25 protein-coding genes are annotated in these 25,097 nt (G+C 71.5%); 5 read left to right on the top strand and 20 right to left on the bottom strand.

Annotated features, from left to right (window positions below):
• Positions 1-11: 11 nt before the first annotated feature.
• The 8 genes from AB0K28_RS11755 to xylA form a co-directional block, all read right to left on the bottom strand.
• Positions 12-740: a glycosyltransferase family 2 protein gene (locus tag AB0K28_RS11755; protein WP_345393867.1), complete on the bottom strand. Its 729-nt coding sequence runs from the start codon at positions 738-740 to the stop codon at positions 12-14.
• 60 nt (positions 741-800) lie between these two features.
• Positions 801-1,343, bottom strand: coding sequence for an AAA family ATPase (locus tag AB0K28_RS11750; RefSeq protein ID WP_364368222.1), 543 nt, complete (start codon positions 1,341-1,343; stop codon positions 801-803).
• Complete coding sequence (gene lysS, locus AB0K28_RS11745) at positions 1,340-2,956, bottom strand: lysine--tRNA ligase (protein WP_364368219.1); 1,617 nt, start codon at positions 2,954-2,956, stop codon at positions 1,340-1,342. Before lysS ends, AB0K28_RS11750 begins: the two co-directional genes overlap by 4 nt.
• Before the next feature lie 48 nt (positions 2,957-3,004).
• Positions 3,005-3,226 carry a hypothetical protein gene (locus AB0K28_RS11740; protein WP_355415279.1) on the bottom strand — a complete coding sequence of 74 codons (222 nt, stop codon included), beginning with the start codon at positions 3,224-3,226 and terminating at the stop codon, positions 3,005-3,007.
• A gap of 1 nt (position 3,227) precedes the next feature.
• Positions 3,228-4,565 carry a S8 family serine peptidase gene (locus AB0K28_RS11735; protein WP_364368216.1) on the bottom strand — a complete coding sequence of 446 codons (1,338 nt, stop codon included), beginning with the start codon at positions 4,563-4,565 and terminating at the stop codon, positions 3,228-3,230.
• Between the two features lie 76 nt (positions 4,566-4,641).
• Positions 4,642-5,742 carry a Gfo/Idh/MocA family oxidoreductase gene (locus AB0K28_RS11730; RefSeq protein ID WP_364368214.1) on the bottom strand — a complete coding sequence of 367 codons (1,101 nt, stop codon included), beginning with the start codon at positions 5,740-5,742 and terminating at the stop codon, positions 4,642-4,644.
• Positions 5,739-6,482, bottom strand: a complete 744-nt coding sequence (locus tag AB0K28_RS11725; RefSeq protein ID WP_364368211.1) for a sugar phosphate isomerase/epimerase — start codon at positions 6,480-6,482, stop codon at positions 5,739-5,741. The genes AB0K28_RS11730 and AB0K28_RS11725 overlap by 4 nt, the downstream gene beginning before the upstream one ends.
• Positions 6,479-7,633, bottom strand: coding sequence for a xylose isomerase (gene xylA, locus AB0K28_RS11720; RefSeq protein WP_355415287.1), 1,155 nt, complete (start codon positions 7,631-7,633; stop codon positions 6,479-6,481). The genes AB0K28_RS11725 and xylA overlap by 4 nt, the downstream gene beginning before the upstream one ends.
• 89 nt (positions 7,634-7,722) lie before the next feature.
• Here xylA and AB0K28_RS11715 point away from each other — a divergent pair, with 89 nt between their 5' ends.
• The gene (locus tag AB0K28_RS11715; RefSeq protein ID WP_364368208.1) at positions 7,723-8,835 is read left to right on the top strand and encodes an ROK family transcriptional regulator; all 1,113 of its coding nucleotides are present in this window, start codon (positions 7,723-7,725) and stop codon (positions 8,833-8,835) included.
• 218 nt (positions 8,836-9,053) lie between these two features.
• On the opposite strand, the gene AB0K28_RS11710 is transcribed toward AB0K28_RS11715, so the two are convergent.
• A complete protein-coding gene (locus tag AB0K28_RS11710) occupies positions 9,054-10,121 on the bottom strand; it encodes an AraC family transcriptional regulator (RefSeq protein ID WP_364368205.1) in 1,068 nt (355 codons plus the stop codon).
• A gap of 86 nt (positions 10,122-10,207) precedes the next feature.
• Between AB0K28_RS11710 and AB0K28_RS11705 the strand changes: the two genes are divergently transcribed.
• Complete coding sequence (locus AB0K28_RS11705) at positions 10,208-11,251, top strand: acyl-CoA dehydrogenase family protein (RefSeq protein ID WP_364368202.1); 1,044 nt, start codon at positions 10,208-10,210, stop codon at positions 11,249-11,251.
• Here the strand turns inward: AB0K28_RS11705 and AB0K28_RS11700 are convergent.
• Positions 11,248-13,146 (bottom strand): serine/threonine-protein kinase, encoded by a 1,899-nt coding sequence (locus AB0K28_RS11700; protein WP_364368199.1) that lies wholly within the window; start codon positions 13,144-13,146, stop codon positions 11,248-11,250. The two genes, AB0K28_RS11705 and AB0K28_RS11700, sit on opposite strands and share 4 nt — an antisense overlap.
• A 108-nt stretch (positions 13,147-13,254) precedes the next feature.
• A complete protein-coding gene (locus tag AB0K28_RS11695) occupies positions 13,255-13,629 on the bottom strand; it encodes a metalloregulator ArsR/SmtB family transcription factor (RefSeq protein ID WP_345393894.1) in 375 nt (124 codons plus the stop codon).
• A 243-nt stretch (positions 13,630-13,872) separates the two neighbouring features.
• Between AB0K28_RS11695 and AB0K28_RS11690 the strand changes: the two genes are divergently transcribed.
• A complete protein-coding gene (locus AB0K28_RS11690; RefSeq protein WP_364368195.1) occupies positions 13,873-15,111 on the top strand; it encodes a sensor histidine kinase in 1,239 nt (412 codons plus the stop codon).
• Positions 15,112-15,119: 8 nt separating this feature from the next.
• Entirely contained in the window at positions 15,120-15,851 is a 732-nt protein-coding gene (locus AB0K28_RS11685; protein ID WP_364368933.1) for a response regulator transcription factor, read from the top strand.
• Here AB0K28_RS11685 and AB0K28_RS11680 read toward each other — a convergent pair.
• The 8 genes from AB0K28_RS11680 to lanKC form a co-directional block, all read right to left on the bottom strand.
• Complete coding sequence (locus tag AB0K28_RS11680) at positions 15,827-17,512, bottom strand: ABC transporter ATP-binding protein (RefSeq protein WP_364368192.1); 1,686 nt, start codon at positions 17,510-17,512, stop codon at positions 15,827-15,829. The two genes, AB0K28_RS11685 and AB0K28_RS11680, sit on opposite strands and share 25 nt — an antisense overlap.
• A complete protein-coding gene (locus tag AB0K28_RS11675; RefSeq protein ID WP_364368189.1) occupies positions 17,505-19,217 on the bottom strand; it encodes an ABC transporter ATP-binding protein in 1,713 nt (570 codons plus the stop codon). The genes AB0K28_RS11680 and AB0K28_RS11675 overlap by 8 nt, the downstream gene beginning before the upstream one ends.
• A gap of 75 nt (positions 19,218-19,292) precedes the next feature.
• Positions 19,293-19,460, bottom strand: coding sequence for a hypothetical protein (locus AB0K28_RS11670; RefSeq protein WP_345393906.1), 168 nt, complete (start codon positions 19,458-19,460; stop codon positions 19,293-19,295).
• Positions 19,461-19,496: 36 nt separating this feature from the next.
• Entirely contained in the window at positions 19,497-19,628 is a 132-nt protein-coding gene (locus tag AB0K28_RS11665; RefSeq protein WP_345393909.1) for a hypothetical protein, read from the bottom strand.
• A gap of 37 nt (positions 19,629-19,665) precedes the next feature.
• Complete coding sequence (locus tag AB0K28_RS11660; protein ID WP_345393912.1) at positions 19,666-19,803, bottom strand: hypothetical protein; 138 nt, start codon at positions 19,801-19,803, stop codon at positions 19,666-19,668.
• 31 nt (positions 19,804-19,834) lie between these two features.
• The gene (locus AB0K28_RS11655) at positions 19,835-19,957 is read right to left on the bottom strand and encodes a SapB/AmfS family lanthipeptide (RefSeq protein ID WP_364368185.1); all 123 of its coding nucleotides are present in this window, start codon (positions 19,955-19,957) and stop codon (positions 19,835-19,837) included.
• A gap of 27 nt (positions 19,958-19,984) precedes the next feature.
• Positions 19,985-20,116, bottom strand: a complete 132-nt coding sequence (locus AB0K28_RS11650; RefSeq protein WP_345393918.1) for a hypothetical protein — start codon at positions 20,114-20,116, stop codon at positions 19,985-19,987.
• Positions 20,117-20,198: 82 nt separating this feature from the next.
• Positions 20,199-22,811, bottom strand: coding sequence for a class III lanthionine synthetase LanKC (gene lanKC / locus AB0K28_RS11645; RefSeq protein WP_364368182.1), 2,613 nt, complete (start codon positions 22,809-22,811; stop codon positions 20,199-20,201).
• 470 nt (positions 22,812-23,281) lie between these two features.
• Between lanKC and AB0K28_RS11640 the strand changes: the two genes are divergently transcribed.
• Entirely contained in the window at positions 23,282-23,989 is a 708-nt protein-coding gene (locus AB0K28_RS11640; protein WP_364368179.1) for a hypothetical protein, read from the top strand.
• 91 nt (positions 23,990-24,080) lie between these two features.
• On the opposite strand, the gene AB0K28_RS11635 is transcribed toward AB0K28_RS11640, so the two are convergent.
• The gene (locus AB0K28_RS11635; RefSeq protein ID WP_364368176.1) at positions 24,081-25,037 is read right to left on the bottom strand and encodes a hypothetical protein; all 957 of its coding nucleotides are present in this window, start codon (positions 25,035-25,037) and stop codon (positions 24,081-24,083) included.
• Positions 25,038-25,097: the final 60 nt, after the last annotated feature.

Genomic DNA, 25,097 nt, shown 5'->3' with positions numbered 1-25,097 from the left:
GATGTCACTCCTCATTTGGCCAGCGCCACCTGGGTGTGCGCGGTGACGGCGGAGCCGCGCGAGCGCTCGCGCCAGATGGTCCGCAGCACCCGCCAGCCGTCGCGGACGGCGTGCAGGTTGCTGGTGCCGTGGATGCGGGAGCGCTCGCGGCTCGGGACCTCGCGGATGACCAGGCCGGCCTGGGCGGCGCGGACGTTCATCAGGGTCTCGATCTCGAAGCCGTCGCAGTCGAGGTCGAGCACCTCCAGGTGGCGCCGCCAGAAGGCGTTGTAGCCGTAGCAGAGGTCGGTGTAGCGGGTGCCGTAGAGCAGGTTGGTGGTGCCGGTGAGGAACCTGTTGCCGAGCGAGCGGATCGGGCTGAGGTCGTCCGAGCCGCCACCAGGGGCGTACCTGGAGCCCTTGGCGAAGTCGGCGCCGTTGATGAGGGTGGCGACGAAGGAGCGGATCTCCCTGCCGTCGGTCGAGCCGTCGGCGTCGATCATGACGATGATGTCGCCGCGGGCGGCCTGGAAGCCCTCGATGAGCGCGTTGCCCTTGCCGCGCCGGGTCTGGACGACGACCCGGAGACCGGGGCGCAGCCTGCGCGCGACGGCGACGGTGTCGTCGGTCGAGTTGCCGTCGACCAGGATCACCTCGTCGATCCAGTCGGGCAGCGTGGCGAAGACGTGAGGAAGGTTCTCGGCCTCGTTCATCGCGGGGACGATGACACTGACGCTCGCGGCGAAAGGCTGCTTGTTCATGGACCCAAGGTCGACCCCAACACATGCAAGTCACTTGCCAATGCCTTGCATAGATCGCGGTTATTCCGGCGGGTCGGCTATTTGTCCTTCTTCGGCCCGGAAAATTATCTCATCAACGGTCTCCTCGACCGTTTGATGGGAGGTATCCAGCCAGAGGCCGATGCGTGGGGTCTCGTCCCGGAGAGCGGCGTCCAGCTGGGAGATCGTCCAGTTTCCGCTGTATCCGGACTTGGCGCGGGCGGCCTCGCGGCGCGCGACTGCGGCCGGATCGGGCGCCAATACGATCACATACAGCGGCCGCGAACGGATCATTTTCGTGAATCGCTGCAAATCCCCGCCGATAATCACATCCTGAACAATTGCCGTGAATCCGGCGTCGAAATACATATCGGCTGTGGCAGCCGCCAGGCGATAACGCAGCCGGAGCTGGCGCACCGCTTCGTCGCCGGCCTCCGGCGTCATCTCGGCGCGCCCGGCGACCACCATCCGGCGGAACACGTCACCGCGTACGTGCGCGGCGCGCGGCAGCCGCTCGGCCAGGGCCTGGGCCACGGTGGACTTGCCCGCGGCCGAGACCCCGGTGATCACGACGACGCCCTTCAAGCGCCCACCAGCTTGCGCACCCGGTCGGCGCCCACCGCCATCAGCAGCGTGGGCAGCCTGGGACCGGTGTCGCGGCCGACCAGCAGCTTGTAGAGCAGCGCGAAGAAGGCCCGCTGGGCCGCCTTGAGCTCGGGCGTCGCCTTCGCGTCGGCCGGCAGGCCCGCCTGGAGCTTCGGCACGCCGTAGACCAGGTCGGTCAGGCCGTCGAGCGTCCAGTCGTCGAGGCCGTCGGCCAGCAGCCGCAGCGCCTCGCGGTCGTCGGCGCCGAGCGAGTCGAGAAGTTCCTGGTCGGGCGACGCGCGCACGCGTGTGCGCTGGTCGGCGGGCAGGTGCTCGTCCACCCAGCGCTGCGCCCTGTCGAGCCTGGGCCGCGCCTCATCCAGCGTCTCGACGCCGTCGAGGTCGCGCAGGATGCGCAGGGTCTGCTCGGCGTGGCCGGTGGTGATGTCGAGCACCGAGGCCAGCGTGCGGTAGGCGACCGGGTGGGGCGTGGCGGGCAGGGGACCCGCCGCGGTGGACACGGCCCTGTCGTACGCCGCCAGCTCAGCGGGCTGCGCCTGCCCGCCCGCGACCTTGCGGCCCAGCGCGTCCCACTCGTCGTAGAGCCGCTGGATCTCGTGGTCGAAGGCGATCTTGAAGGACTGGGCGGGCTTGCGGCGGGCGTACAGCCAGCGCAGGACCGGCGCCTCCATGATGCGCAGCGCGTCGGACGGCGTCGGCACGTCACCCTTCGAGCTGCTCATCTTGGCCATGCCGGAGATGCCGACGAAGGCGTACATGGGGCCGATGGGCTGCTGCCCGCCGAACACCTCGCGGACGAGCTGCCCGCCCACGACCCACGCCGACCCCGGCGAGTGGTGGTCGACCCCCGAGGGCTCGAACACGACCCCCTCGTACGCCCACCGCATCGGCCAGTCGACCTTCCACACCAGCTTGCCCCGGTCGTGCTCGGCCAGCCGCACGGTCTCGCCGAAGCCGCACTCGCAGGTGTAAGCCAGCTCGGTGGTCTCGTCGTCGTAGTTGGTGACCGTGGTGAGGTCGCGCCCGCACAGGTCGCAGTAGGGCTTGTAAGGGAAGTAGTCGCCGCCACGCGGCGGCTCGCCCTCCTTGGTGCGGTAGCGGGAGAGCACGCCGTCGATCCTGGCCCGCTCGCGCACGGCCAGCAGGATTTGCTCGCGGTAGGCCCCCGACGTGTACTGCTCGGTCTGGCTGATGGCGTGCACCTCGACGCCCAGCTCGGCCAGCGCCTCGCTCAGCGGAGCCTTGAAGTGCTCGGCCCAGGAGGCGTGGGGGCTGCCGGGCGGCGCGGGCACCGAGGTCAGCGGTTTGCCGATGTGCTCGGCCCACGACGGGTCGATGCCCGCGGGCACCCTGCGGAAGCGGTCGTAGTCGTCCCACGACAGCAGGTGGACGCACGCGTGGCCGCGCCGCCTGATCTCGTCGGCGACCAGGTGGGGCGTCATGATCTCGCGCAGGTTGCCCAGGTGGATCGGGCCGGACGGGCTCAGCCCCGAGGCGCAGACGATGGGCCGGCCCGGGGCGCGCCGCTCCGCCTCGGAGATCACCTCGTCCGCGAACCTGGAGACCCAGTCGGTCTCCTTACTGTCAGCCATCGCAGCATTGTCGCGGGTCGGCACGGGTGAAGCCAACGCGTTACGCGATCAGCCGGGGTCGTGCGGCTCGATGCGGGGGTCGGCGAAGACCTCGGCCAGTTCGTGACTGACCCGCCTGGCCGCCTCCTCGGTCACCCGCAGCACGTGGCGGCCGGGGGCGACCGCCACGAGCCCGAAGTCGGCGTCGGCGTCGTCGTCGGACAGGCCGAGCAGGCGCAGCGCGTCGTCGAGGGTGGACTCGGGCGGCAGGCGGATCTGGATGATGGCCATGTCAGGCCGCGCGCGTGCGGTTGTGGCGGGCGAGCGCGGCGAGCACGGCGGGCGGGTCGATGACGCCGAAGCCGTAGTCGTGGTCGAAGCCGACCGTGCTGCGGTCGTCGGCCGTGCGGTGCAGCAGCGTACGGAGCTGGGCGGGCGTCAGCTCGGCCGCCGGACGCCCGGTCCTGACGGCGGCCACCACGCCGGCCGCGACGGGGCAGGCCGCCGAGGTGCCGGTGTCGGCCGGGCCGACCGCCTCAGACCCGGCGAAGTGCGTGTAGGCGCACAGGTCGGGCTTGCGCTCGGACAGCCGGCCAGGACCCTGGGAGGAGTAGCCGACGCGCTCGCCCCGCGTGTCCACGCCGCCGACCGACAGCACCGACGGATGCGAGTTGGCCCCGGTGATGGGCCGGTCGGGGTAGCCGCAGCGCCCGTCGGGGCACTCGCGCCCGCAGTTGCCCGCCGAGAACAGGATGTCGGCCCCCGCCGCCTCCAGGCTGCCCACGATCAGGTTGAACGGGTGCGCCGGGTTGTCGGAGTAGTTGCCCGGGTGTCCCGGCGGGAAGTCCATGTCGGGCGAGAACAGCCCCCAGCTGTTGCTGACCACCAGCGACCTGGACTCGGCCGGCATGGCCCGCAGCACGCGGTCGAGGTGGGCGTAGGCGGCCACGGCGTCCGACAGCAGCCCGTCGGCGAGCGTGCCGCCCTCGCGCCTGCTGAGCAGGACGGGGATGTCGATCAGGGTCGCCTTGGGCGCGGCGAGCAGCACGTCGAACGCGCACATCGAGCCGTGGCCCACCGGGTGGCGGCCCGGCCGCGCGGGCACGCCGGGCGGGCTCCAGCTGCGCTGCGCGTCGAGTGTCACGTCGTGGCCGATGCGGGCGGCGACGTGGCCGGTGTTGACGCCGCCGTCCACGACCGCGACCGTCACGCCGGCGCCGTCGTGGCCCGCCGACCACAGGTCCTGGACGTGCAGCAGCCGCCTGACCTCCGCCCAGTCGCCGACCGGGCCGTCGCCGCCGCAGGTGGGGCTGGGCTGGATGTAGGGGTCGGCGAAGACGCCGGCGACCTCGCGTACGGAGGAGGACAGCAGCGCCGAGCGGGTGGCCAGCTCGCCGTCGGAGATCTCGCCCCTGACCAGCACAGAGGCGTCCTCGGGCGCGAGCGAGAACTGCATGCGCTGGTGGGGCGAGAGCGAGAGCGGGCGGGGGACGGCGACCGGCTCGTACGCCGGGTCGATGAGGACTCCTGGCAGGTCACCGGCGACGTCGGCCGCCACGCTGCGGACACCGGAGTCCATCACCGCCGCGACGACGTCGGGGGCGGGCCGGAGCTGGATCAGGACACGCATGGGGATCCCCTTGAGATTGCTGTGACCGAACGATTACGTATCGTAATCATGCCCGGTCTCCTCAAGGGGATTCCTCTTACAAGGTCGCGGCCTGCGGGTCCCAGCCGTCCGGCAGCGGCTCGGGGGCGTCCGGCGCGGAGCCGATGTCGCGGAACTCCGCCCGCTCACCCGACTCCGTGATGGCCGCCATGAGTTCGAGCACGTGGTAGGTCAGCTCGCCCGACGCGCGGTGCGGCGTGCCGGCGCGCAGCGACCTCGCCATGTCGAGCACGCCGATGCCGCGCCCCGCGGTCGTGCCGGTGATCGGCAGCTCCCGCCAGTCGGCGTCGCGCAGCCCGCGGACCAGCAGCGGGCCCTCGAACGTGTTGGGATCGGGCAGCGAGAGCGCGCCCTCGGAGCCGATCACCTCGATCATCCGCCGGTTGATCGCCGAGTCGAAGCTGAACGTGGCCGACGCCGTCGCCGTGCCGGGGAAGTCCAGCAGGACGTTGACGTGGGTGGGCACGTCCACTGGGAACAGCTTGCCCGCCTTCGGCCCCGAGCCCACCTCGCGCTGTTCGCGGGCCCTGCGCGTGCCCGCCGCCACCCGGACGACGGGACCGAGCAGCGAGACCAGCGCGGTCAGGTAGTAGGGCCCGAGGTCGAACAGCGGTCCGCCGCCCGGCTGGTAGAAGAACTCCGGGCTGGGGTGCCAGGACTCCGGCCCGAGGCTCTGCGTGGCCGCGGTGACCGCGACGGGCTTGCCGATCAGCCCCGAGGAGATCGCGTGCAGGGCCGACTGCAGGCCCGCCCCCAGGAACGTGTCGGGGGCACCGCCGACCCGCAGCCCCCGGTCGGCCGCCTCGGCCATGACCTTGGCGGCCTCGTCGGTGGTCATCGCCATCGGCTTCTCGCCGTACACGTGCTTGCCGGCGCGCAGGCTCTCCAGCGCGACGGCCGCGTGCGCGGACGGGACCGTGAGGTTGACGACGATCTCCACCTCGGGGATCGCCAGGGCGTCGGCGAGGGTGCCGGACACCTCGACGCCGTGCTCGCGGGCCACCTCGGCGGCCCTGCCGGTGTCGATGTCCGCGACGGCGAGCACGCGCACGTCGGGGAAGGAGGTGAGGTTGCGTAGGTACTGGCCGCTGATCACACCGGCGCCGACGAGCGCGACGCCGACCGGGCCGTTGCTCAATGCCCCTCCAAGGAGGTGAGGTACGTGTGGCTCTCCGCCAGGGCGGCGAAGACGTCGGTCGCGCACTCGTCGAGCTCGACCACGCGCCGGGCGTCGGGGGCGGCGGCGAGGATCTCGGGCACCGGCATGGCGCCCGCGCCCACCGCCGTGTGCGGCTCGCCCTTGACCACCGGGCCGTCCTTGACGTGCAGCGCGATCACGCGGTCCGCCAGGCGGCCGAGCAGCGCGGGCACGTCGGCGCCGCCCACGGCCGCCCAGTAGGTGTCGATCTCCAGGAACACCTCGGGCGCCAGCAGGTCGGCCAGCACCTCGATGGCGTGCCGGCCGTCCACCTCGGGTTCCAGCTCCCACCAGTGGTTGTGGTAGCCGATCCGCATACCGTGCCGCGCGGCCTGCACGGCCAGATCGTTGAGCAGGTCGGCGGCCCTGGCGATGCCGTCGCGGGTGGTGAACTCCTCCGGCGCGATGCCGGCCGGCACGATCACCTTGTCCGTGCCGAGGGTGGCGACCGCCTCGAACACCTCGGCGGGCTCACGCTGGAGCACCGCGCCCGCGTGCGTGCCCGACACGCTCAGCCCCAGGTCGTCGGCGACGGCGCGGAAGCCCTTCGGGTCGTTCAGCGGGTCGTACGGCTCGACGGCCCGGTAGCCCGCCTCGGCGACCCGGCGCAGCGTGCCGTCGCGGTCGTCGGCCAGCGCCTGCCTGACCGTGTAGAGCTGGACGCTGATCGGTCCGCTCATCCGCGTACCCCCAGGAGGTGCTCGAGCGCGAGCTGGTTGAGCCGGGTGAAGTGGAAGCCGCGGGCGGCCGCCTCCTCCACGTCGAAGTCGTCCTTGGCGAGGTCCTGCCAGGTCTCGCCCTCGGCGAGCGTGGGCTTGGCCAGCTCGTCCACGCGCGAGGCCCTGATCGCCTCCTGGACCTCGGGGTCGGCGCGGAAGGCGCGCGACTTCTCCTTGAGGATCAGGTACGTGCGCATGTTCGCCGCCGCCGAGTCCCACACGTCCTGCGGGTCCTCGGTGCGCAGCGGCTTGTAGTCGAAGTGGCGGGGGCCGTCGTAGCCGCCGTTCTCCAGCAGGTCGACCAGGAAGAACGCGCTCTTCAGGTCACCGTGGCCGAAGATCAGGTCCTGGTCGTACTTGGGACCGTGCTGGCCGTTGAGGTCGATGTGGAAGAGCTTGCCGTGCCACAGCGCCTGGCTGATGCCGTGCACGAAGTTGAGCCCGGCCATCTGCTCGTGGCCGACCTCCGGGTTGAGGCCCACCATCTCGGGGTGCTCCAGCTCGTTGATCAGCGCCAGGGCGTGGCCGATCGTGGGCAGGAGGATGTCGCCGCGCGGCTCGTTCGGCTTCGGCTCCAGGGCGAAGCGGATGTCGTAGCCCTTGTCGATGACGTACTGGCAGAGGAGGTCCAGGCCCTCCTTGTAGCGGTCCATGGCGGCCTTGACGTCCTTGGCGGCGTCGGACTCGGCGCCCTCGCGCCCGCCCCAGCACACGTACGTCTTCGCGCCCAGCGAGGCGGCGAGGTCGAGGTTGCGCATGACCTTGCGCAGCGCGTAGCGGCGGACGTCGCGGTCGTTGCTGGTGAAGGCGCCGTCCTTGAAGACCGGGTGGGTGAAGAGGTTCGTGGTCGCCATCGGGACCTTCATGCCGGTCTCGTCGATGGCCTTCCTGAACGCGGCGACGGCCTTGTCGCGGTCGGACTCGACGGCGAGCAGGTCGTCGTCGTGGAACGTGACGCCGTACGCGCCGAGCTCGTGGAGGCGGTGGACGCTCTCCACCGGGTCGAGCGCGGGCCGGGAGGCGTCGCCGAACGGGTCGCGGGCCTGCCAGCCCACGGTCCACAGGCCGAAGGTGAAGCGGTCGTCGGGAGTCGGCGTGAAGGATGCGGTCATTTTCGGGCCCCTGTAACTTTTAGTCCATAATCTGTACTTATCCTGAGGAGGTGGATGCCATGTCGTCAAGAGGGGTCAGGCATGATTCCATGCGCGCCCGTAACCTGGCCGTAGTGCTGGCGACCATTCACCGATCAGGACCTCACACCCGGGCATCGCTCGCTGAGCGGACCGGGCTCACGAAGACCACCGTATCCAGCCTGGTCGCCGACCTCCTTGAGGCGGGCGCGGTGACCGAGAGCGGCGCCGTGCGGGCGGGCGAGCGGGGGCGTCCCGGCGTGGCGGTCAGCCTCAGCGGGCACCGGGTGGCCGCGCTCGGGCTGGAGATCAACATCGACTACCTCGCCGCCTGCGTGGTCGACCTCACCCGTACGGTCCGGCTGCGGCGCATCATCCCCGCCGACAACCGCAACTCCGACCCCGCCGCCATCCTGGAGAGCCTGCGCGCCCTGGCCAAGGAGACCACCGCCGAGGCGGCCGCCGCAGGGCTGCGCGTCATCGGCGCCGCGCTCGCCGTCCCCGGCCTGGTCGAGGGCGGCATGCTGCGCAGCGCCCCGCACCTCGGCTGGCGCGACGTCCGCGTGTCGGACCTCGTGGACATGCCGTTCGAGATCGACAACGAGGCCAACCTGGCGGCGCTCGGCGAGCTGTGGTTCGGGCCCAGGGAGAGCGACTTCCTCTACGTCTCCGGCGAGATCGGCATCGGCGCCGGCCTCGTGGTGCAGGGCGGCGTGTTCAAGGGCACGTACGGGCTGGCCGGCGAACTGGGCCACGTCGTGGTCGTGCCCGACGGGCCCGGCTGCCGCTGCGGCGGGCGGGGCTGCCTGGAGGTGTACGCCGGCCAGGACGCCCTCCTCGGCGACCTCGGCTCGGTGCGCGAGCTGGTGAGCCGCCTGGAGTCGGGCGACCAGGCGGCCCTGGAGGCGTGCCGGCGGGCCGGGCACGCGCTCGGCGTCGCGCTCACCTCGGCCGTGCACCTGCTCGACCCCGGCACGATCGTGCTCGGCGGCATCTTCGCGCCGCTGTTCCCCTGGCTGGCGGCGCCGGTCTCCGGCGGCCTGGGCACGCGGCTCGCGCAGATGCGCGGGGCGCCCCCCGACCTCGTGGTCTCGGCCACCGGCTCCGACGCCGCCGTGCTCGGCGCGGCCGGGCTGGTCATCCAGCAGATCATCGCCGAGCCCGCCAAGCTGCTCGGCCTCTAGCGCCCGGCCCGAGACCGTGAACGGGCTGGTAAGGGCCGGAGAGATCTTCCTCCTGGACGCTTAGATCCGCATTACGCGCCGCCTTTTATGGTGACGGCCGAGACCGTACCTCGGGAGCAGCCCATGTCAGAGCGAAAGGCGAAGCGCAGGCGGGCCGCCATGCGACGTGAGGAAACCCTTCTGCGGGAGCAGCGTCGGCGACTCGGACGCCGGATCGGCTACGGCGCCGCCGCCGTGCTGTCGGTGGTGTTCGTGGCGATCGGCGTGCTGGCGTACCTGTCGGTGGGGAACGACCAGCCGCCCTCCGCCGGCACCGCACCTCCTACCGCCACGGCGTCCACAGCGTCTACAGCGTCCACAGCGTCTACAGCGTCCGCGTCGGCCTCCCCGACGTCGTCCGCCACCAAGTGAGGGGTGCGGCGGAAGTGGCTGGGTGAGATGCCGTACTCGCGGCGGAAGGCCCCGGAGAAGGCGAACTCGGTGGCGTAGCCGACCTGCCTGGCGATCGCCGCCAGCGGCGCGTCCGTCTCGCGCAGCAGCCGCGCGCCCCGGTCGAGCCGCAGGCCGATCAGGTATTTCATCGGCGGCCGTCCCATGACGGCGGCGAAGCGCCGGGCGAAGGCCGTCCGTGACAGGCCCGCCGCCGCGCTGAGGCGATCGACCGTCCACGGACGTTCGGGGTGGTCGTGCATCGCGCGCAGCGCGGCGGCGATGCCCGGGTCCTCGGTGCCCGGCCAGCCGGTGCCGTGCCGTTCGTGCCACTGGCGCAGCACGTGGACCAGGATCAGGTCGAGCAGCGCGGGCAGCGTCGCGCCGGTGCCCATCTGCGCGCCCGACACGTCCGTGCCGAGGAGGTCGACGAGCACTCGCAGCTCGGGGTGCGCGTCGTAGTCGGGCGAGATCGCGATGAGGTCGGGCAGCGCGCGCAGGTAGCGCGGCGCGGCGCCGTGCGCGAGCCGGTAGGAGCTGCACAGGAACTCGAAGTCGAACGGCCCAGGCGCGGGCGGGATCGGGCCCGTCCCGGCGGGCGGCAGGTCGCGCAGCGCGCGTGGCGACCTGCTGAGGCCGTGCTCGGCGCCGGAGGAGGTGAGGACGACGTCGCCCGGCCGCAGCGGGACCGGCTCGGCGTCCTCGGTGATGAGCCAGCAGGCACCGCGCAGCACGATGTGGATGCCGCTGCCGGAGAAGGCGGGGAACCGCATGCCGGGGGAGCCCGACGACCTGATCACGCGGCCGGCCGCGCTGCCGACGCGTACGGTGCGGATCACCTCGCTGAGCAGGTCCATGGTTTCGATGGTATGAGCGGAACACGTATGGGCCGGTACGTCCCGCGTATGGTGCTCAGGCCGGTCAAAGGGGTGTCATCGATGACGTGTCCGATGAAACCACCGAGATCCTGCGGCTGCACGCGGAGAAGACCGAGCAGGGTGACCGGCCCACCAGGGAGAGCATCGACGCGCTGCGCGCGGACGGCGCGTTCGCGCTGCGCACGCCCCGCGCGTACGGCGGCGCCTGGGCGGGCACGGAGGCCATCGCCCTGCGCCTGAGCGAGCTGGGCCGCGCCTGCCCGTCGAGCGCCTGGCTCGCGGGAACCTGCGTCACCTCCAAGAACCTCACCACGCGGTGCCTGCCCGACGAGGCGCTGCGCGCGTGCTTCGCCGACCCGGACGCGCTCTTCTGCGGCTCCGGGGTGCCGCGCGCCCGTGGCGAGCGCACGGCCGACGGCGTGCGGATCGACGGCCGCTGGTCGTACGTCTCCGGCTGCGAGGACGCGACCTGGGCCGGGCTCGGCCTCATGATGGACGGCCGGTTCTCCTACGCCGTCGTGCCGACGGCCGACCTCGTCGTGGAGCGGACCTGGCACATGGCGGGCATGCGCGGGACGGGCAGCCACACGCTCGTCGCCTCGGGCGTCGTGGTGCCGGACGCCCACGTGCGGGCGGCGGAGCCGTTCGGGGGCCGTGACCTGCTGCTGTACGGGACGACGGTGCTCGCGCCCGTGGTCGGCGCCACGTGGGGGGCGCTGGACCTGACCGAGGCCATGTTCGCCTCCGACCGCAAGCCGTTCATGACCGGGTACGCCCGGATGGGCGACTCGCCCGGGGCTCGGCACTGGCTGGCGGAGGCGGCCCACCTCGCCCGGCGCGCGCGGCGCACCATGCTCGCCGTGGCCCGCGCGGCGGACGACGAGGACCTGCCCGAGGCCGAGATCCCGCGCCTGCGCATGGAGCTGGCGGACGCCGGCAGGGACTGCAGGGCGGCGGTCGAGCGGGTGATGGACCTGCACGGCACCGGCGGCTTCGCCGCGGCGAACCCGCTGCAGCGGTTCTGGCGTGACGTGTCGGTGGGCAGCCGGCATCCCCACCTGAACCCGTACCTGGGGATCGAGAACTACGGCACGGCCCTGGCCGGCTAGCTCGCGAGCACGTCGTCGAGCCGCCACAGGCGGGTGACGCCGTCCTGGCCGCCGGCCGCGAACGTCGTGCCGTCGGGGGAGAACGCGACCGCGCGCGTTGACTCGCCGGAGACCTCCTTGAGGAGTCTGCCCGAGCGGGGGTTCCACAGGCGGACGGCGTCGGCCGCAGTGACGAGCACCGAGCCGTCAGGGCTGTAGGCGACGTCGTTGACTGTGGTCCCGTGGCCGCGCAGGGCGTGGCGGAGCCGGTTCGTCCTGGCGTCCCAGACGAAGACGTCGCCCGACGCGTCGCCCGACGCGAACGTGCTGCCGTCGGGGGCGAAGGCGAGCGCGTGCAGGGTGGTGTCGCGCTCCGGGACCAGCTCGGCCAGTTGTTCGCCCGTCGTCACGTCCCACCTGCGGATCGTCTCGCCCGCCGCGGTCGCCAGACTCTGCCCGTCGGGGGCGAAGGCCACGGCGCTCACATCGCCCAGGTGGCCGGTCAGCGTCCTGAGGTGCTCGCCCGTCTCGGCGGCCCACAGGCGGGCGGTGCCGTCGCGGCTCGCGCTCGCCAGCAGCCGGCCGTCGCGGCTGAACGCCAGCTCGCGGAGGGCGTCGGTGTGTCCCGTCATGCCCTTGACGGATCGGCCGGTGCGCGGGTCGAAGAGGCAGGCATCCCGGTCGCACGAGGTGGCGACGCGGTCGCCGGCGGGGGCGAAGGCGACCGTCCTGGGGTCGGGCCAGGGGTTGTCCAGGGTGCGGAGCTGCCGTCCCGTCCGCGCGTCCCACAGGCGGACGCGGTCGCCCGCCGCGGTGGCGAGCAGGTCGCCGCCGGGGCCGAACGCCACGTCGTCCACGGTGTCCTCCTGTCCGGCGAGGACGAGGGCGGGGGCCGGCGTGGCGGTCAGCGCGATCAACGTGCCGCCGAGCAGGACGGCGACCCCGATGACGGCGGCTGAGACGCCGTAGCGGGCGCGGCCCGGAGGAGAAGGTGGCGGCTCCTCGACGAGGGTCGGCGGGATCGGCGGCCGGTAACCGGTGACCACGGTCTCCGCGTCGGTGCGGGTCCCTGTGTCGGTGCGGGTCTCTGTGTCGGGGCCGGTCATCGCCTCTGGGGCGAGGGACGCGCAGACGGTCATGACGTGGGCGAGCCTCGGACGGTCGGCGGGGTCCTTCGCCAGGCAGGCGCCGATCAGCTCCGCGAGCGGCTCGGGCAGGCCGGACAGGTCGGGCTCGTCGTACACGATGCGGTGGGTGATCGCGTGCGCCGGCCCCTCACCGTACGGGCCGCGTCCGGAAGCGGCGAAGGCCAGCACGCAGCCCAGCGCGAACACGTCGGCGGCCGGCCCCACCGGATGGCCGGTCACCTGCTCGGGCGCCATGAACGCGGCGGTGCCGAGGACGGCGGCGGTCCTGGTGTAGGAGGTGGTGTCGAGGGCACGCGCGATGCCGAAGTCGATCAGGCGCGGCCCGTCGGCGGCCAGGATGACGTTGCCCGGCTTGAGGTCGCGATGCACGATCTGGCAGGCGTGCACCGCGCCGAGCCCCTCCGCCAGCCCCGCGCCGAGCGCGGCCACCTCGGGCAGAGGGAGCGGGCCGTGGTCGCGTACCGCGTCGTGCAGGGAAGGGCCGCGCACGTAGGCGGTGGCCAGCCAGGGCGGGTCGCCGTCGGGGTCGGCGGCCACGACCTCGGCGGTGTGGAAGCCGCCGACGCGGCGCGCCGCGGTGATCTCGGTGGCGAAGCGGCGCCGGAAGTCGGGATCGTCGGCCAGCTCGGGACGTACGACCTTGACCGCGACCTCCCGCCCGCCCGGCGACCTCCCGAGGAACACCTCTCCCATGCCGCCGCCGCCCAGCCGGGCCACCACCCGGTAAGGACCGATCCGGCGCGGCTGCCGCGTGTTCGCTGCGCGCACGATCCTCCCGCGACTGCTCGTGATCCACGTCTGACGAAACAGTAACCAACCGATCGCGATCGGTCATGTCTCATCGAGTGATCACGTCTGCCTTGGAGACCGGCCTTACTAGGACTTCGACGGTGACGCCGCGTAGATGCGCGACGGTGAGGCCGCGTAGACGGCCGCCGAGGGTGACGCCGCGAAGACGGAGGACAGCTGGCCCTCCTCGATCGGCTGCCGGCTCAGGAGCGACAGAGCCAGCCCGAGCGCCTCCTCCATCACGGTCAGGTTGAGGCGGTACCAGATGGTGGTGCCCTCCCTTTCCCCGATGATGAGGTCGGCGCCTTTCAAGATGTTGAGATGGCCGGACAATGTCGGTCTGGGTATCGCCAGGCGCTCGGCGATCTGGCCGGCCGAAAGGCGATCATGTTTCCGAAGAATGCGTAACACTTCGCGTCGTCGTACGTGGGCCAATGCTTCGAATGTGTGATTTACCGGCACCCTCGACCACCTGTTTCAACGCTGGTCTTCGGCGAGCTCCCCGCTGCCCAAGGCGTACATCGTAGATCTGGGCGGTCAGGGCTCAGTATCCTGCCCGGGGCACATACGGGTCATGGCCGGGAGTCAGATGACCATGACTCGAGTCATGGCCGGGCGGTGGCAAAGCATGACCATCACCACGCTGTGCTGCGGCAAGTGGACGGTTATGCTCGCGGTGTGCCGGGCGCGGGGTCCATTCGAGACATGAGTCGTTGGGTGGGGTTCACCGACGACCGTCCTCCTCTCGTGTTCGGCGTCTTCTTCTGGGGCTCCGCGCTCATCAGCGCTCTGGTGTTCCTGGCCGGGTTGGCGGAGTTAGGCCGGCTCGGCCCGGCCGACTGGCCTCTGACGCAGGTGTTCGTGCTGATCAGTGCCGGTGCGCTGGCGCCGAGCTGCGTGCTCTGGCCGTTCCTGCCGTGGCGGACGCAGCCGCCGCCGCTGCGCAAGGCGGTGACCGTGGCCTTCCTCGCCACGAGCCTGCTGCTCATGCTGGCCGGCGGCATCGCGGCGCTGCTGATCGTCAGCGTGGCGGTGGGCAACGCGCTGGTCGTGTTCGGGCTGCGGGGCAGCATCGCGTACGCGACGACGGCGGGCCTGTTCCACTTCGGGGTCGGCGCCGTCAATCCCGGGCAGGCGACGCTGGCGGCCGTGCTCAACGGGGCGAGCGTGCTGCTCCTGTGCCTGGTCATCATGGTCGTGGTGATCGCCATGATCGAGTCGCAGCGCCGCGCCGAGGTCACCAGGCAGCTCCTGTCCGACCTCGAAGAGGCCCACTCCGAGCTGCGCCGCTACGCCGCCCAGACCCGCGACCTGGCCATCGCCCAGGAGCGCGCCAGGATGGCCAGGGACATGCACGACTCCGTCGGCCACTACCTCACGGTCATCAATGTGGGCCTCGCCAACGCCCAGCGCTACCGCACCGCGCGCCCCGAGGCCGCCTGGGAGGAGGTGCGGCAGGCCAAGGAGCTGACCCTGGAGGCCCTGACCGACACCCGCCGCTGGGTGCGCGCGCTCAAACCGCTGCGCATGGAGGGCCGTACGGGCATCGCCGCCCTGCGCGCGCTCGCGGAGTCGTACGGCTCCGCCGACACCGATGTGACCTTCACCGCCACGGGCGCCTGGCCGGACGTGGACGAGAACGGCGAGCTCGTCTGCTACCGGATCGTCCAGGAAGGTCTGACCAACGCCCTGCGCCACTCCAAGGCCCGCCACATCACGGTCACCGTCGACGCCACCCCCGAGCGGGTGCGGGTGACGGTCTCCGACGACGGCGCGGGCGCCGAGGGGGAGGCGATCGCGAACGGGTTCGGGCTGCGCGGCCTGCGCGAACGTCTGGAGTCGATCGACGGGTCTTTGGACGTGCACAGCGATCCGGGGGAGGGCTTCACCCTTGAGGCCACGGTGCCGGCGCGAGCCACGGATATGGGGAGAACGACGACGTGATCCGGGTCATGCTGGTCGACGACCAGATCTTGATGCGTGAGGGCCTGCGCAAGCTGCTGGAGATCGAGCCGGGCATCGAGATCGCCGGCTCCACCGGCAACGGCGCCGACACCCTCGCCCTGCTGGCGAACACCCCGCCGGGCGAGCATCCCCATGTGGCGCTCGTGGACGCCCGCATGCCCGTGATGGACGGCGTCGAGCTGGTCGAGCGGTTGCGTACGGACTTTCCGCGGATCGCCTCGGTGATCCTGACGACGTTCGACGACGACGACTACATCTTCGGCGGGCTGCGCGCGGGCGCCAAGGGCTACCTGCTGAAGGACATTCCGCCCGACGAGCTGGTGACGGCGATCAGGCGGGTGGCGGGGGGTGAGACCGTGCTCGGCGGCACCGCGACGGAACGCCTGGTGGCGGCCTTCCGCGACGGCGCGCACCAGCCGGACCCCCGGCCCGAGCCCGAGCCGGAGCCGCCGGCCGAGCCGCCCTGCGGGCTGTCCGACCGCGAGTACGAGATCGCCATGCTGGTCGGCTCGGGCGCCTCCAACAGGGAGATCGCGCGCCGCCTCTACATCACCGAGGGCACCACCAAGAACCACATCTCCAACTGCCTGCGCAAGCTGGGGCTGCGCGACCGCACCCAGCTCGCGGTCTGGGTGTCGCAGAACCCGCCCCAGCAGAACCCGCCCCCCCAGCAGAACCCGCCCCAGCAGGCCGGTCAGCCGCCGACCAGCTCGGCGTAGAGGTGTGAGGAGCCCAGCAGTTCCCGGTGGTCGCCGAAGCAGGCGCGGGTGCCGTCGAGCAGCAGGATCCGGTCGGCGCGCAGCGCCGACGACGCCCGGTGCGCGATCACGATGAGCGTGCCCGGCCGGGCGCGGAAGGCCAGCTCGGCGCGGGCCTCGGCGACCGGGTCGAGGTGGCAGCTCGCCTCGTCGAGTATGACCACGCGGGCTCGGCTCACGTAGGCCCTGGCCAGGCCGATCAGCTGCTTCTCCCCTGCCGACAGGCGGGCCGGGTCCACCGCCGCCGCCGGCCCGCCGAGTCCCGTCACCAGGACGTCCGCGCCGACCTCGCGTACGGCGTGATCGAGCTCCTCCTCGCTCGCATCGGGGGCGAGGTAGCGCAGGTTCTCCCCGACGGTCCCGGAGAAGACGTACGACTCCTGCGGCACCAGCACGATGTGCTCCCTGCGCCGGTCGGACGGCAGCCGGTCGGGCGCCGTCCCGCCGACCCTGATCCGGCCGCCGTCCGGCACGGCGAGGCCGGCCAGCAGCATGGCCAGCGTCGACTTGCCGATCCCGCTGGGGCCGACGATGGCCAGGTGGCCGTCCTCTTCGACGGTGAAGGACAGGTCGCGCAGGACCGGCTCGACCTGCGTGCCGTAGGCGAAGGTGAGGTTCTCGACCGTGATGTCCGTGCCGTGCAGCACCGCCGCCGGGTCGCCGGAGAGCTCCCTGCGGGCTGCGCCGGCCTCGGCGAGCCTGCGGACCGTGACCGCCAGCTGCAGGCCCGCGCCGCCGATGACCTCGGTGAGCATCCGCATGGCGGGCTCCAGATGCGTGCTCAGGTAGGTCGCCGCGCCGACCAGCACGCCCACGGTCGTCCCGTTGCTCACCAGCCAAGGCGCGGCGAACAGCAGGCACAGCAGCGGCAGCTGCCCGCCGAGCGTGGTGATCACGCTGCGCGTCGCGGTGGCGTGTGCCAGGCGCTGCTGCGCGCTCCGCTCGCCGGCCATCGCGGTGGTGACGGCGCCGACGACGGCGTCCTGGCGGCCGAACGCCGCGATGTCGCGGTGCCCGGCCAGCGCGCCGCCCACCTCCCCTGCGACGCGCTCGTTCGCGGCGATCGCCGCGCGCTGGCGGTTGACGAGCTGCCGCAGCAGCCCGGCGAACAGCAGCGCCGCCACGAGCACCGGCGGCAGGGTCAGCCAGACGATCTCGGGGGCGAGCGCGCTCAGCCCCGCGACGGCCGCGACGATGGTGAACACGAACCGCCGCAACCCGTTGAGCAGCGACGAGACGGCCTTGCGTACGGACTCGACCTGGCTCGTGGCCCGCGAGACCGCCGCGTCGTCCACGCCGTCCCCGCGCACGACACCGGTGACCACGGCCCGCAGCAGGTCGTCGCGGAGCGGCTCGACGATCGCCCCGACGACGGGGGAGGTGAAGCGCGAGGCCACGGCGCCGATCGCGTACGCGAGGAGCATGCCGCTCAGCCACCACAGCCCCGTGGACACGGAGCCCCGCAGGAACCCCTCGTCGATGGCCTTGGCCATCAGCACGCCGGTGGTCATGGCCGGCGCGGCCTCCAGCACCGACCAGCCGGCCAGGACGATCAGCGACCGGCGGCGGCGCAGCAGCGAGCGGTGGATCAGCCGCCAGCTCACGACGTTCTCGTCAGGCACGGCTCAGCTCCCGTTCCTCGCGACGGTGGTCTTCGGGGCCGGGCTGGAACAGCCGGCGGTAGTCGGCGACGCGCCACAGCTCCTCGTGGGGCGCGAGCGCGCGGATCCTCCCCTGGTCGAGCCAGGCCACCAGGTCGGCGCGCGCGGCCACCGAGAGCTTGTGGGTGACGAGGAGCCTGGTGAGGTCAGTACGCGCGGCGACGGCCTGGCAGATGCGCAGCTCGGTGACGCTGTCCACGCTGGACAGGGCGTCGTCCATGATGAGCAGCCGGCCCTGGTGCGCCAGGCCGCGGGCCAGGCCGAGCCGCTGCTGCTCGCCGCCCGACAAGGGGGTGCTCGCGCACGGGGTGAGGTAGCCGTCGGGCAGGCGGCTGATGAACAGGTCCGCCTGCGCGGCCATGGCGGCCTCGCGGGTCCTGTCGGGGTCGGCGCCGAAGCGGATGGCCTCGGCGAACGTACCGGCCAGGTAGGAAGGCCGCTCGAACGCCCAGCCGACGGCGGAGGCGAGCGCGCCGGCGGACAGCTCGCGCAGCGGCACGCCGTCCAGGAGCACGCGGCCCTCGTCCGGGTCGATGAGCCGGCCCGCGACGGACGCGAGCGTGGACTTGCCCGAGCCGGACGCGCCCACCACCGCGACCGTGCCGCCGCCCGGCACCCGCAGGTCGATCCCGTCGAGCACCGGCCCGTCCTGGCCCACGACCGTGACGTTCTCGAAGACGAGCTCGCCTGGCCCGGCGGGCAGCGTACGGTCGCCGTGCCCGGTCACCGGGACGGACAGCACCTCCTGCACCCGGCGGGCGCCCGCCCGCGCCTGGGCCAGCGCCATGAACATGTTGGCCTGGCTCAGCAGGCCGAGCGCCATCCCCGCGTACCCGGCCGCGGCCGTGAGCTGCCCCGGCGTGATGTCGCCGCCCACCAGCGCGTACCCGGCGGTGCCGAGGACCGTGACCTGGATCAGCGGCATGAGCAGGGCGGCGCGCAGGTTGAGCCGGCCCTGGAGGTTCCATGAGTCGCGCCCGGCCTCGTGCAGGCCGGGCAGCTCGGACAGGACGCGGTCGATCTCCTGGCGTTCGGTGCCGGCCGCGCGTACGGTGTGGATGCCGGTCAGCACCTCGACCAGCCGTCCCGAGATCCGGCCCTGGATGGCCAGGTACGTGGTCAGCAGCGGCGAGATGCGGCCGACGAACGCGCGGATCATGATCGTCGCCAGGGGAGCGCCGACGAAGAAGGCGACGGCCAGCCGCAGGTCGATCAGGCACAGCGCGACCAGCGCGCCCCCCGACACCAGCAGCGAGGACGCCCACACGGTGAACAGCGGCACGACGGACGCCGCCTCCGTGACGTTCGTCAGCAACCGGCTGGTCAGGTCACCGCCGGCGAACCTGCCGCGGTCCCTGACCCCGAGCCGCAGCACGTGCTGGAGGAACCGGCGGCGGAGGTCGAGGACGAGCGAGTTCACGCACCAGGTGGCGATGAGCTGGTTCGCCACCTCCGTCAGGAGCAGCAGGCCCACCAGGGCCGTCAGCCGCAGGAGCGCGGTGTCACCTGAGCCGGTGAGCCGTTCGTCGATGGCCGCGGCGACCAGGGCGGGCAGGGCGATGGCTCCGGCGGAGCGGCAGAGATTCAGGGTGAGGAGCGCGGCGTTCCAGGCCCAGCCGGACCGCACCGTACGCGCGAGCAGGCGGTCCGCGTCTGTCCAGGTCATGCGTGGTGCCTCCGTGGTCACGGAAAGGGGACGGCCGGGGTGCGGTGCGGGCACCCCGGCCGGGTCATGCGGACGTCACATGCAGATGGCCGCGCTGAAGGTGCTCAGGGTGGCGCAGATCGAGTAGCTCAGCGTGCTGCCGGCGCACGCGACGGTGGCGCTGGCGGTGCTGAGGATCGAGTCCGGCCCTTCGCCCGCGGCGGCGGCTCCGCTGCGGCCCTGGAGGTTGAGGACGTAGCCCATGGTCGTTTCCTTTCGATCGTTCTTCGGGGAGGGGGACTAGCAGAGGACGACGCTGGTGGTGCTGAAGCAGGTGACGGGGCTGAAGAAGCTGAGGCTCTGCGGCTCGGGGCCGTCCGCGGCCCTGCCCTCGCTGACGCTCTTCACCTGGAGGTCGAGAACGAAGCTCATGATGGTTTTCTCCGCTTCTGTGAGTGGTCTGCCGGGATCAGGTGGTGATGCAGAAGATCTGGCTGGCGCTGCTCTGGCAAGCGAACCAGCTGTTGGTGCTGATCGAGAGCGCGGCCTCGTCGTCGGCGGGGGCGCCGTTCCGCGTCATCTCCTGGAGGTTGAGCACGTAACCCATGGCGATGTCTCCTTAGGTGATCGGCCCGGGCTCAGCAGAAGGCCCAGCTGGCGTTGCTGAAGCAGAGGGACAGGCTCGCCGAGCTCGGCTGGGCCATGCCGCGGTCGGCGCTCTGCTCGGCGCGGATGCCCTGAAGGTTCAGGATGTACGACATGTCGGCTTTCTCCTTTCGGGGTGAGGTTCAGCAGCCGACGAGGGTCCAGCCGCTGACGCACAGCGACGGGCTCAGGGAGCTGGGACCCAGCGGCTCGTAGTCGCCGTTGGCCCGGTCGGCCGCGACGGTGCGGCTCTGCAGGTCGAGGATGAACGACATGGTGAGGGTTCCTTTCTGGTGATATGCGGGGCGGATCAGAAGGCCGCACGGCCTTCCGCCGGTTGGGGCCGGTCTTCGTCTCTCAGCCGGTCTCGCGGCTGGAGAAGGGGTGGAGGAAGGGAAGCAGGGGCAGGCCCGGGTCGCGCAGGGTGGCCAGGGCGTGCAGGACGCCGGCGCTTCCGGTGGCGAAGTCCATGGACAGCCGCATGAGCTGGTCGCCGGGGAAGGCGATCTCGCCCTTGAGCCCCACCATGTGCAGGCGCAGGCGGTCGCGCTTGGCCGCGATCAGCTCGTCGATGCGGTCGGTGTCCTGGTAGAGCCGGCGGATGTGGTGGAGGAAGCCCATCTGACCGGCCGTGCCGTAGAACATCATCGGGCAGATGTGGAACTCCGCGTGCGCGGCGCGGCGCAGCCGGTCCATGGCCGTCGACAGCTCGTCGGTACGCCGGTGCCGCAGCAGCTCGCTCAGCGCCAGCCCGATGCCGGTCGAGCCCACGCCGATGTACGGCATGGTCCGCCAGCCCTCGTTGACGTACAGCACGTCGTTGTCCTCGAAGAGCGTGCAGCAGTCCAGCTCGTAGCCGATGGCGCGCTCGGCGAGGTCGAGGAAGGCCGAGTCGCCGGTGTCCTCGAAGAGCCGGACGAACAGCAGGGCCTGGCCCGAGGCGCCGTGCATCAGTCCCGCCCTGCGGTGCCTGCCGTCCTCGCCCTGGGTCATGGGCGGCTGGTTCGTCAGCCGGTCCGCGATCTCCTGAGCGTTCTTCAGCGCCGCGTCCCGCAGGCCCTGATCGTCCAGCTTGGTGGCGAAGTAGAGCTGGTTGAGCGCCACCCCGCTGAGCCCGCTGAGCAGCTCGTCGGCGAGCGTCACCCGGCCGGCCTTGTCGATCAGGTCGAGGACCTCCAGCGCGGCGTCCCTGCGGCCGATCTCCTCGAACGCGTACGCGATGCCGTGCAGGCCGTCGTAGAAGCCCAGGCGGTGCAGGCCCTTGTGGTTGCGCACCCGGTCGAGCAGCCATTGCTCGTGCTCCTCGTTCCGGCCGTGGCCGGACTTCGCCATCGCGTACAGGACGCCTGCGGCGCCGTAGGCGAAGCCGTAGCCGTCGAGCTTGAACTGCTCGACGTCGCCGGGGAAGAGCCGGTCCTCGCGGTCGGGGGTGGCGCTGGCCCACAGGGCACGGGCGATCGACGCCTCGATGGCCGGCCAATCGTGCTCCGCGCCGTCGTGCCCGCCGATGAGGGCGCTGCTGCGCGCCATCTGCTCCTCGGTCCCGGCCCAGTCGGACGGGCCGAGGTCGAGCAGTTCGAGCACGCGCTCGCCCCAGCCGGCCGGCATGGGGAACCGGCTCTCGACGAACTCGACCAGCGCGGCGGCCCGGGTGGTGTCGAGGGTGAACAGGACGGTGAGCGGGACGAAGGGCGCGATCTTGAGGCAGCCGAGCGCGTACCGGTCCGCCGCGAGTGCCTCGCGTGTGTCCGGCGGCACGAAGCCCGGCGCGCCCATGCCGATCCGCTGCTCCTGATCCACGTAGGTGGCCAGCTCGAAGTCGACCAGCCGCACCCGGCCGTCCTCGGTGATCATGATGTTGTTCGGGTGCAGGTCGCCGAAGGCGATGCCGCGCTCGTGCAGCGTCGCTATCACCGCTTCGAGCTGGTCAGCCATGTCCACGGCCCACTCGGTGAACTCGCGCATGTCCTCGTCGGTGACGTTCGCCTTGATCAGCGGGGTCCGCGCCACCATGCGCTTGTTGAGCGTGACGCCGTCGACCAGCTCCTGCACCAGGAAGTGGTGCTCCCAGAGCTCGAAGTAGTCGTAGCAGTCGACGACCGCCTCCACGTCGGCGAGCTGCTTGAGGAATTCGTACTCCCGCTTGAGCCGGCTCACCGCGTCGCGGCCCACCTGGTCGAGGCCGGCGCCGGGGCGGGCCTCCTTGAGCACCACCTGCCTGCCGGTGGCCTTCTCGACCGCGACGTAGATTCCGCCGCCGTTCGAGAAATGCAGGGCGGACTCGATCTCGTACGGGAAGTCGGACGGCGGCTCGCCATTCTTGCGGTCCTCGAGGAACGAGTGCAGGAATGGCGGGGGCTCCACCCAGTCGGGCACGTAGAAGACCGGGTCGCGCTTGTCGACCACCAGCTCGCCGTCCGGCGTCTCGATGGCCATGGCGGGCTCGCCGAGGTCGTTACGGGTGAACCGCTCGACGAACCCTCCGTAGCGCAGGTAGAGCGGCCCGTCCTTCCAGCGCAGGTCACTCAGGATGTACGGCCCGCCGAGCCCCTGCAGCTTCGGGTCCAGGTCGTCCAGAATCTTCTCCAGCTGGACGTCGTCGGCCGGGTAGATGGTGATGAACTTCCCGCTGCCGCCGCGGTCGGCGTACTTCAGGTTGCGGCCGATGAACGCCGCCTGGCTGGTCAGAAACTTGAACGAGATCTTCTGCTCGATACAGTAATCGGCGGTGATGTCGAGCACCTGCTGCGCAGTTTCGCGATTTGCCGAAATATGAATTTTCCAGCCCTGCGCGGGAAACTTCGACGATTCGCACATGTAGTTGTACCAGGGGCCTTTGCGGGCGGTGATCCAGCCGTCGGGGGCCGGGCTCTCCGCCTGCCGGTAACCTGCCTGCGCGGTCTCCCACTTTGCCGGCTCCTCATAGAAGAGCCGGTCGGCGAAACAATATTCGAAGTACTGCAGTTTCATCCCAGCGCCTCCCGCACCGATGTTCCGGGGTACAGGTCAAAACGATAAGCAAGCCGGAAGGCTTGTCCAATTACCCAGTGTGATGGCGGGCGGTCGTACGGGCCTGCCGGGCGCTTGTCGGCTGGGCTGGAGCGCGACGCGGTGAGAATATGACAAGTCACGCTCCGTGAAAGTTCTCTGGCATTTTCGACTGGCATCTGGCCATACGCCTCGGCGGACGTTATGGTCGATGGTTTAAACGGGCATGAACACGGAGCGTGTCAGCGGCCCGAAGAAAAAGCCGAGAAAAAAGGCTATTTTGATGTGTCGCGAAAGAATGAAAAAGTAATAACGGCGACAAATGGCCGCCCATGACTTCGGTCATGGCCGCCCGGCCGGTCAACATGACCTCTCCGTGCCGCACGACGGATACCGCGGCCGGGTGCAGTGGATCTACGTTCTGAAATGTCACGTCGATCGGAGGAGGCCGCATGGACCGGACCCGCGTCCAGAACCAAGAGCCCGCGGATCCCACCGCGGCACGCCTGCCGTGGGCGGGCATCGTGGCCTCCGCCGTGGGCTTCATCGTCATGGTCGCCATCGCCTGGACGCTGTGGGACTCCCTCCCGGAGACCATCGTCACCCGCGAGGCCACCGAGACCCGCTCCGGCGTCGCCGTGCCGCGCGTCGTCATGGCCTTCGCCCTGCCCGGCGTGCTGATCGTGGTCGGCGCGATCATGACCGTCTCGACGGTCATCGGCGGCCGCATGCGCCACTACGTCGACCCCCGGCTCGTCGCCTCGCCGCGCTCCCAGACGCGATCGATGAACGTGCTCTTCGTCGTCCTGCCCCTGCTGCTGGTGACCCTCCAGGCCGGCCTGCTGTCCAGAGCGGCCGGCCACGAGTTCCCGCTGGAGCGCGCGGTGGGGGTGGCGGTCGGGATCATGCTGATCGGCATGGGCAACGTCCTGCCGAAGATCAGCCCGTCCCGCATGCCGGACGGCCCCAACGGCGCCCTGGCCCTGGCCTGGCAGCGCTCACAGCGCGCGGGCGGCCTGGCCCTGATGATCCTGGGCGCGATCTGCGCCGTGGGCTCCTTCTTCTTCCCGCCGTTCCTGCTGGTGATGAGCGCGGCCCTGCTCGTGGTGGCCGCCTACGTCCTGATGATCCTCCTCATGGTCTTCCGGACGCGCCGGTAGTGACCGGCAGATCATCGACCTTCGCGTCCGGATACGTCACCGGCCCATCCGGCGCTTCCACCGCCGATGATCGCGACTTCTTCGCCGTCCTTCACCCTTCCACGACCAGTGCCGGCGGCTTCTCGGCGCGGCGGGTGGCGTAGGTGAGGACGGCTGTGGTGGCGAGGGCGGCGAGGAGGGCGAGGATCGCGGCGGCTGTCCAGGTGCGGGCGTCCGGGTGGATGAGGGGCTGGCCGCGCTCCGCCTGCCAGAGCAGCAGGGCGGTCAGGGCCGCGTAGGCTGCGGCGGCGACGATCACGAGGCCGGTCCTGGCTCCGTCGAGCGCCCGCCACGGCAGGCGGCGCAGCGCGAGCGCGAGCAGCGGAAGCACCTGCAGGGCGTGGATGCCGACGAAGTGGGCCACGCGCAGGTCGCCTGCGCCGGTCTCCCAGCCGGTGAGCGGCAGGCCGGCGCCGGTGTCGGGGGCGCCGACGCTGTGCGCGCCGATCGTCGTCAGGTCGAGCCCGGCGATGAGGCTCTGCTCCTGGCCGGGGGTGGGGGCGGTCATCAGGTAGCCGACGGACATGCCGGCCAGGGAGACGAGGAAGCCGAGCGCGATCGCCCAGGACATGGCGCGGTCGACGCGGCGCTGGAGCACCAGGAAGACGCCGAGTGCGGCGGTCAGCAGCCAGCCCAGGTACGCGGCGCCGCCCATGACCATGAACACGGTCTCGTCCAGGCCGGGGGTGAGGTTGAAGTGGCTGCGCACCCCGCGGGCGGCCTGGAAGGTGATGGCGGAGATCTCGGGTACGAGGAAGCCGGCGACGATCACCGTGCCGAGCCACCAGAGCGTCCTGCGCCAGCGGTCCACCTGGCCGATCAGCCAGGCGAGGGTGAGTGCGTACAGGGCGAAGGAGACGGCGAACTTCAACGGCTTGAGCCAGACGGCCTCGCCGAGCACGGTCCGCTCGTCCACGACGAGCCCGACGGCGCTCACGAGCGCGAGCACCGCCATCGCGCCCGTGCAGTAAAGGAGCGGCCGGTGTGCGAACTTTCCTGCGGTCGTCATGGGCACAAGCCTGCTGACGTGCGGATTCACCGGCCAGAGAGGAGATCACCAGTCGAACGT

It is taken from the genome of Nonomuraea sp. NPDC049504, assembly GCF_040676845.1.
Classification (GTDB): Bacteria; Actinomycetota; Actinomycetes; order Streptosporangiales; family Streptosporangiaceae; genus Nonomuraea; species Nonomuraea salmonea.
This window is presented reverse-complemented; position numbering and strand designations above follow the sequence as displayed.